Raw genomic sequence first — 6,143 nt, forward strand, 5'->3', positions numbered from 1 at the left:
GCCCGATACAGTAAACCCACCAGAGACCACAATGCAGGGGGACACCATATGGCCGGCACCGACTACGCCCATCCGAATCAGGCAATCCGCTACGAAAAGCCCAGCCCCGCCGAACAAGCCCTCACCAACAGCGCACCCGCCCGCGGTGCCGGCATCGGGCCGGTGAACTTCACCTGGGCGAACCCGGACCCGCGCCTCCGCCGGCACCTGTGACCGGAGTCCTCACCCACGACGTGCCCGGGCAGGACACCACCAGTGAGGGGGAATGGGGGCCGGCAACCTCCCGCGAGGAATGGCTCCTGATGTACCAGCGGGGGCTGAGCCTGCGGCAGATTTCCCGACTCTGCCGCGTCAAATACGAGAAAGTCCGCCTCCACATCCGCACCCGGGAACGCCACGACCCCACCCTGGCCGGCCGCCGGCTCCTCCTGCACGACCAGCCCGCCCTCCCACCGAAGGACTGGCAGCAGTCACCGGCGCGGCCGTCCTGGGACGACCGGTACACCGAGCTCCAGGAACTCATGGAACGGGTCGGGCGATTCCCTCAGCAACTCTCCGAAGACATGGCCGAGCGCCGGCTCTACAAGTGGGTGCGCTGGCAACGCACCCGCCACCTTCACGGGCGCCTCACCGAAGATCAGACCGCCCGGCTGGACCGGCTCGGGAACTGGCAAGGCGCCACCCTCGGTGACCGCGAAACCCACTGGCGCACCATCCACGCACAACTACTGGAATTCATCGCCGACACCGGGCGCATGCCACACCGCGAAACACCTGACGCCACAGCACTGGAAGCCACCCTCGATGTCTGGATCCAAACCCAACGCGCCAAAGCCCGCGCCGGGAAACTCACACCCATAAGACGCGAAACCCTCGACCAAACCATCCCAGGCTGGAACACGCGGGCCTCGCTGCGCTCGGGCTGAGACTCTGAAACCGGTTTTTGCTGCTGTCCTCCGGATTATGCGTCCCCGCTCCGCAGCGTCAACCGGCCTGCGGCCGGCGGCACCGCCCAGCAATGTGTTCGGCGCTCCCAGGGTCGCTTATTTCCTCTCACATTCCAGTGACGGGTGCTGCCCTGCGGGCTGAGCACTGCTGCGTCGGGGACAAGCAAGCAAGCTTGCCAGCAGGCAAAAACAACTGTGAGTCTTACCGTGGCTGGTCTGGGACTAGCTGGCAGTGTTGATGCCGGTCGTTCTGCCTGGCGCGTGACTCGAAAAACAAATGGCCCCCTTGCGGGTGCATTTCCCCCGACTTGTCCGCGCTGGGTGGAGCGGCCGGCGTTGACCTGTCCCACGACGGTGGCTTGATTAGAAGCTTGCCCAGCCCCTGCGGTTGTGGCTCATCACAGTATTGCCTCGAAGTGACTCTTCCCAGGTCCAGTGCCGGTCGTGGCGACCAGTCTTGCCCGTTCGAAAGGAAGGAGGGTGGCCGCGTTGACTATCGTTGCGCAGACCCGCCCGTTCGTAATTGGCGTGGATTGTCACGCCCGCACACACACTTACGCCGTCATCGAGGCCAGTACCAAGCGACAGGTCGCGTGCGAGCAGTTCCCGACCACCTCGGCAGGGATTTCCCGCGCACTTGCCTGGGTAGGTCGACGGACAGACGGCGATATGGCCTGTCTATGGGCCGTCGAGGGTATCGGCTCTTATGGGGCATGTCTGGCCAGGGCAGTAGCCGATGCCGGCTACGATGTCGCCGAAGCTCCACGGATGAACGCCCGAGGGCGCCGGGCGATCGGCAAATCTGACCCGCTGGACGCGGCCGCCATCGGAAACGCTGTCATCGGCTTAGAGGAGTCCCACCTCCGAGCTCCGCGTCGGGATGAAGGAACCCGTGCCGGACTCAGGGTCCTGAGCGCAGCCCGGGATCAGTTAACCCGCGAACGCACAGTAAATGTCAATGCACTCATCGCTTTACTCCGGGCACACGATCTGGGAATCGACGCTCGTAAACCGCTGGTTCCCGCCCAGTACACCACGATCACCAGATGGCGGGAACGACAGGAGCAGATCGAACTATCGATCGCGCGCGAGGAAGCAGTTCGGTTGGCACGCCGCGTTCTCGAAGTAACCGCTCAGTTGACTGCGAACCAGAAGCGCTTGACCGAGCTGATACAGCAAAGCCCCGCTGCGCCGCTGTTGGAGATGGTCGGCGCGGGGGCTGTCACAGTCGCCACCGTCCTGACAGCTTGGTCGCATCCAGGAAGGGTTCGCAGCGAAGCTGCCTTCGCCTCACTGGCAGGAGTGAACCCTTTGCCAGCTTCAAGCGGTAACACTGTCCGGCACAGGCTCAACCGGGGTGGTGATAGGCGCCTCAACCGAGCCTTGCACACCATCACCATGACCCGGATGGTCCACGACCCCAGAACACGGGACTACGTCGCCAAACGCACCCAAGAAGGTCGTAGCTACCGCGAAATCCGCAGATCCCTCAAGCGCTACATCGCCCGAATTCTCTACCGCCAACTCAACTCCCTTTACGCCACCGCGGAACTGGCCCGATCCCACGTTGCCGGGGTAGACCCTTACCCGGAATAGGAGCACCGATTGAGCATGCCGGGCTTCGGTTTGATTTACGGTTCAGGTGGTGTCCGGTAAAGGATCCACTTACCTTCATTCTCGCGAGAGCGATCTGGATCTACGTCGCTGTCAGTGACATTGATACGGAGGCGACTGAAACCAAGAGGCACAGGATACAGATGCAGTAGATGCCGAGATTCTTGTTCTCCGGGAGTATGACTTTCCTCCGCGGCCATAACGAAAGAACAATCGCGAAGAGAGCCAGAGGGAGGAACAGCACCAGTGCCAGCGGTTGGACCAGAGCGGCGAACCCTATGGCTGCAGCGACAACAAGAGAGGTCACAGCACACAGCGTCCTTACGCGCTCCAATTGCCGATCGCCGGTTTTGCCGTACAGCCACCAACGACCGATCTGCAGAATGATCGCCACGATTATCCCGGCGACAACAGGGGATGAGAAACGTTCGGCTGCCGGAGTAGTGGCGCCCTCCGGAGACAAGCCGGGCAACACAAGCCGTACCAGGCCGGCCACAACCCCAAAAGCGACCGGTCCCAAAAAGGTCACCCAGAAGACCACGCGAGCTTTCGCTTCGCTCTCATCATCCACAGGTGAACCGTAGCTCAACGGATCTCCAACTTCTCTATCGGTCGTGGTGCTGCCGCCGAGAACCGCGCGTTGAGGGATCCCTCAGCGGGTCATACCGGCTTCGGCCCGCTCCAAGAGTTCCGACCTAAGCTCCACTCGAAGCCGTCTGACTCGATGAGCAATTTGCGGATAACGCCACGGCCCAAGAGGCTGCGACGTTCGCTGACACGCCCTCCTCCTTCGAGGTAGGCATGCATGACGCGGCAAATCTTCCTCAACTCTCCCTCTTTGTAGGCCTCAATCACGTCCTCGGGATCGTCGTCTTCTTCGCCGTCATCCACCAGAATGCTCGTTTGAACATTCAGTTCAGGAATGAAGGCCTCCATCCAAACGTGTCCGGCTCGAATGATCGCGGTGCGGTCCTCGCGAAAACGGCTGCTCACCTGGACGCTATGCTCCCCGTGGGCTTCATCAGAGCTGACGCGCATAGTGACGAAGTCTTCATTGAACACCTCGGTAATGACGCGATCGAGCATGGCCTTGTTATCGGTGGTCATAGTGCAAGCATCTCAAGCCTCGCCAGCAGCCAAAACAACGGGGAGAGGGGACGCTGGCCGGTCAACTAAGCCGCCCCACTTACCGGCAAGCAACTTGGTCCGCGTCCGCACCCGCTTCCAGCGGCTTGACAGACATAGAAGCGTCGGGGGAGAGGAACGAAACCACCAACCAAGAAGAGCGCGAATAAGCCCGAGAGACCCTCCTTTTTCAGATGAAAAACGCTAGAATTGGAGCAGTAGTACAGCAGTTGACTCTCACTAAAACCGATACGTAACCAAGGACTGAATACTATGACTCTCACCATCTACACCAAGCCCGGCTGCTTCCCCTGCCGGAAGACCATCGAGAAGTTCCAGGACGCCGGACTCTCACCCCAGATCGTGGACGTCTCCACCACACCGGCAGCCCTTGAGTACATCACCGAAGAACTCGGCTACTCCCAGGCCCCCGTCGTCATGTACGACAAGGACGGCAGCGAAGACCACTGGTCAGGACTGAATCCCACCAAGATCAGCCACGTCATCGAACTCCACACCAGCTAGACCGAGCATCCACCGGTTATTCAACGACAACACCACAACCACCACGAAAGGCAAGTTGATCATCATGGCAGGCGAAACCACCATCACCGTCATCGGGAACCTCACCGCAGACCCCGAGCTGCGCTTCACCCCCTCCGGTTCAGCGGTCGCGAACTTCACCATCGCATCCACACCACGGACCTTCGACCGGCAAACCAACGAATGGAAAGACGGCGAGACCCTCTTCCTGCGCTGCAGCCTGTGGCGTGAATCCGCTGAGAACGTCGCCGAGTCCCTCACCAAGGGAACCCGCGTCATCGCCCAGGGCCGGCTGAAGTCCCGCTCCTACGAACACCAAGGAAGGCGAAAAGCGTACCGTCACCGAACTCGACGTCGACGAGATCGGGCCCAGCCTCCGCTACGCCTCCGCCATCATCAACCGAACCCAACGCCCCAGCAGCGACGAGCAGGGCAGGGGAGCCCAGCAGCAGCGAGGCGGGCAGAACGACCCCTGGGGATCGCCAGCACACGCCGGCACCAGCGACTGGGGCAGCGCAGCCGAAGCGGCCGAACCGCCCTTCTAAAAGCGCTCCTAGTGCCGTAGTAGGAATAGTATTACTACTATTCCTACTACTGAAGGAGTTCCGAATGGGTAACGCGCCCGCTTCCATCGCCCCACCGCCCCAGACAGCCGCTGCCGCGTCGGTGACCTCGCCGAAGGAGCGCGTCTACGCCGCGGCGGAGAAGATCAGCGCCGAGCGCAACCCGACGGTCTCCAGCGTCCGGGAAGCCGCCGGAGTCAGCAACGCCGACGCGACCCGGTACTTGAAGGCCTGGCGTGAGGAGAAAGCGGCCGCGGGCTCGCACATCGCCGCCACACCGCAGCCGCTCCTGGAGCAGGCCGCACGGCTCGCCGGCTCCGTGTGGGCCGACGCGGTGGCCCTGGCTGCGGAACAGCACGCCGCCGTGGAAGCCCGCTGGAGGCAGGAAAGCCAGGACAAGGACACCGAGCTGGCCGAACTCGTTGCGGACCTGGATCGGATCTCCTCCGAACACGCCACCGCAACCTCGGCACTGCAGGCCGAACTCACCGCCGTCACCGAAGGGGCGGCCGCGGCCGAAGCCCGCGCAGCACAGGCAGAGGAGGCCGCCGCCGCCGCGCGGACGGAAACCGGCACCCTCGCCGCCGACCTCGCCGCCGCGCGGGCCCGCGCCGAGACCCTGCAGCAAACCCACGACGCCCTGCTCGAACGGATCACACCGGAGGACACAACGAAAACTCGCCGATAAATCCCCCCGGCCGTGTCGCTGCCGCTGCAGTGGTGAGTAACCTGATGCGCAGGGATGAGGGAAGGAAGGGGAGAGGGGCATGAGTAAGCGGAAACCGGCCTCTTTCACCCCGTATTTCACGCAGGAAGACGCGGGCAGGGTCCGGGCCGCGTTCCTGTCCACAGGCGCCGCCGAAGGGTATGCGTCCGTGTCAGACTTGATCGAAAAAGCGGTGCTGAAGGAAGTCCGCCGGCTACAGCGCAAGCACAACGGCGGCAAACCGTTCGACCCGGCCCCACCGGGTGCGCTGCGCACCGGCAGGCGCAGCCTCGATGAAGAGAAACACCGAACCGAATAGATTTTCCTTTTCGCAGAGGAAATCCCCCAGGGGCCGGGAGCTGTGTGGTGCAGCACCCGGCCCCACCCATAAGCTCATCCACCAAACAGACGAGAAGAAGGAGTGCCCTCCGCATGGCCAGCCAGGAACAGCCACGCTTCCTGACCATCAAGGACGTCGCCACCGAACTAGCAACCAGCCATTCGCAGATCCGGGCACTGATCAGTTGCGGAGACCTCCCTGCCATCCAGGTCGGCGGCCGCGGTTATCTTAAGTTTCGGGTCGTGTTTGCCGAGTCTTTCTGTGCTTGACCTGCGAAAGCGTTCCTAGCCCGTCTTTCCGTGATT

9 protein-coding genes and 1 pseudogene are annotated in these 6,143 nt (G+C 62.5%); 8 read left to right on the plus strand and 2 right to left on the minus strand.

Annotated features, from left to right (window positions below; genetic code table 11):
* Nucleotides 1-48 precede the first annotated feature (48 nt).
* The 3 genes from BLS52_RS18565 to BLS52_RS15305 all read left to right on the plus strand — a co-directional run bounded on the left by BLS52_RS18565 (nt 49) and on the right by BLS52_RS15305 (nt 2,543).
* On the plus strand, nt 49-213 hold the full coding sequence (locus BLS52_RS18565) for a hypothetical protein (RefSeq protein WP_175460194.1): 165 nt from the start codon (nt 49-51) through the stop codon (nt 211-213).
* Nucleotides 210-926 carry a helicase associated domain-containing protein gene (locus BLS52_RS15300; RefSeq protein ID WP_090587860.1) on the plus strand — a complete coding sequence of 239 codons (717 nt, stop codon included), beginning with the start codon at nt 210-212 and terminating at the stop codon, nt 924-926. Before BLS52_RS18565 ends, BLS52_RS15300 begins: the two co-directional genes overlap by 4 nt.
* A 510-nt stretch (nt 927-1,436) precedes the next feature.
* A complete protein-coding gene (locus tag BLS52_RS15305; RefSeq protein ID WP_139186287.1) occupies nt 1,437-2,543 on the plus strand; it encodes an IS110 family RNA-guided transposase in 1,107 nt (368 codons plus the stop codon).
* A gap of 100 nt (nt 2,544-2,643) precedes the next feature.
* On the opposite strand, the gene BLS52_RS15310 is transcribed toward BLS52_RS15305, so the two are convergent.
* Both BLS52_RS15310 and BLS52_RS15315 read right to left on the minus strand, forming a co-directional pair.
* Entirely contained in the window at nt 2,644-3,132 is a 489-nt protein-coding gene (locus tag BLS52_RS15310) for a hypothetical protein (RefSeq protein WP_090587863.1), read from the minus strand.
* A gap of 89 nt (nt 3,133-3,221) precedes the next feature.
* Nucleotides 3,222-3,668 (minus strand): hypothetical protein, encoded by a 447-nt coding sequence (locus BLS52_RS15315; protein ID WP_090587864.1) that lies wholly within the window; start codon nt 3,666-3,668, stop codon nt 3,222-3,224.
* Between the two features lie 291 nt (nt 3,669-3,959).
* Between BLS52_RS15315 and BLS52_RS15320 the strand changes: the two genes are divergently transcribed.
* From BLS52_RS15320 to BLS52_RS18365, 5 genes and pseudogenes are all read left to right on the plus strand, one after another.
* Nucleotides 3,960-4,211: a glutaredoxin family protein gene (locus tag BLS52_RS15320; RefSeq protein WP_090587866.1), complete on the plus strand. Its 252-nt coding sequence runs from the start codon at nt 3,960-3,962 to the stop codon at nt 4,209-4,211.
* A gap of 64 nt (nt 4,212-4,275) precedes the next feature.
* Nucleotides 4,276-4,774: pseudogene (locus BLS52_RS15325) on the plus strand (single-stranded DNA-binding protein).
* A 64-nt stretch (nt 4,775-4,838) separates the two neighbouring features.
* Entirely contained in the window at nt 4,839-5,480 is a 642-nt protein-coding gene (locus tag BLS52_RS15330; protein ID WP_090587867.1) for a DNA-binding protein, read from the plus strand.
* A gap of 79 nt (nt 5,481-5,559) precedes the next feature.
* Complete coding sequence (locus tag BLS52_RS15335) at nt 5,560-5,817, plus strand: ParB family protein (RefSeq protein ID WP_090587869.1); 258 nt, start codon at nt 5,560-5,562, stop codon at nt 5,815-5,817.
* A 113-nt stretch (nt 5,818-5,930) separates the two neighbouring features.
* Nucleotides 5,931-6,107, plus strand: coding sequence for a helix-turn-helix transcriptional regulator (locus BLS52_RS18365; RefSeq protein ID WP_139186286.1), 177 nt, complete (start codon nt 5,931-5,933; stop codon nt 6,105-6,107).
* The last annotated feature ends 36 nt before the right edge of the window (nt 6,108-6,143 follow it).

Origin of the sequence: Arthrobacter subterraneus (assembly GCF_900099735.1) — a bacterium.
In the GTDB taxonomy this organism is placed as follows: domain Bacteria; phylum Actinomycetota; class Actinomycetes; order Actinomycetales; family Micrococcaceae; genus Arthrobacter_D; species Arthrobacter_D subterraneus.

Bases quoted from the DNA above. Each gene is read 5' to 3' on its own strand.
- BLS52_RS15335 (WP_090587869.1), top strand. From the start codon at position 5,560: ATGAGTAAGCGGAAACCGGCCTCTTTCACCCCGTATTTCACGCAGGAA.
- BLS52_RS18365 (WP_139186286.1), top strand. From the start codon at position 5,931: ATGGCCAGCCAGGAACAGCCACGCTTCCTGACCATCAAGGACGTCGCC.
- BLS52_RS18565 (WP_175460194.1), top strand. From the start codon at position 49: ATGGCCGGCACCGACTACGCCCATCCGAATCAGGCAATCCGCTACGAA.
- BLS52_RS15330 (WP_090587867.1), top strand. From the start codon at position 4,839: ATGGGTAACGCGCCCGCTTCCATCGCCCCACCGCCCCAGACAGCCGCT.
- BLS52_RS15320 (WP_090587866.1), top strand. From the start codon at position 3,960: ATGACTCTCACCATCTACACCAAGCCCGGCTGCTTCCCCTGCCGGAAG.
- BLS52_RS15315 (WP_090587864.1), bottom strand. From the start codon at position 3,668: ATGACCACCGATAACAAGGCCATGCTCGATCGCGTCATTACCGAGGTG.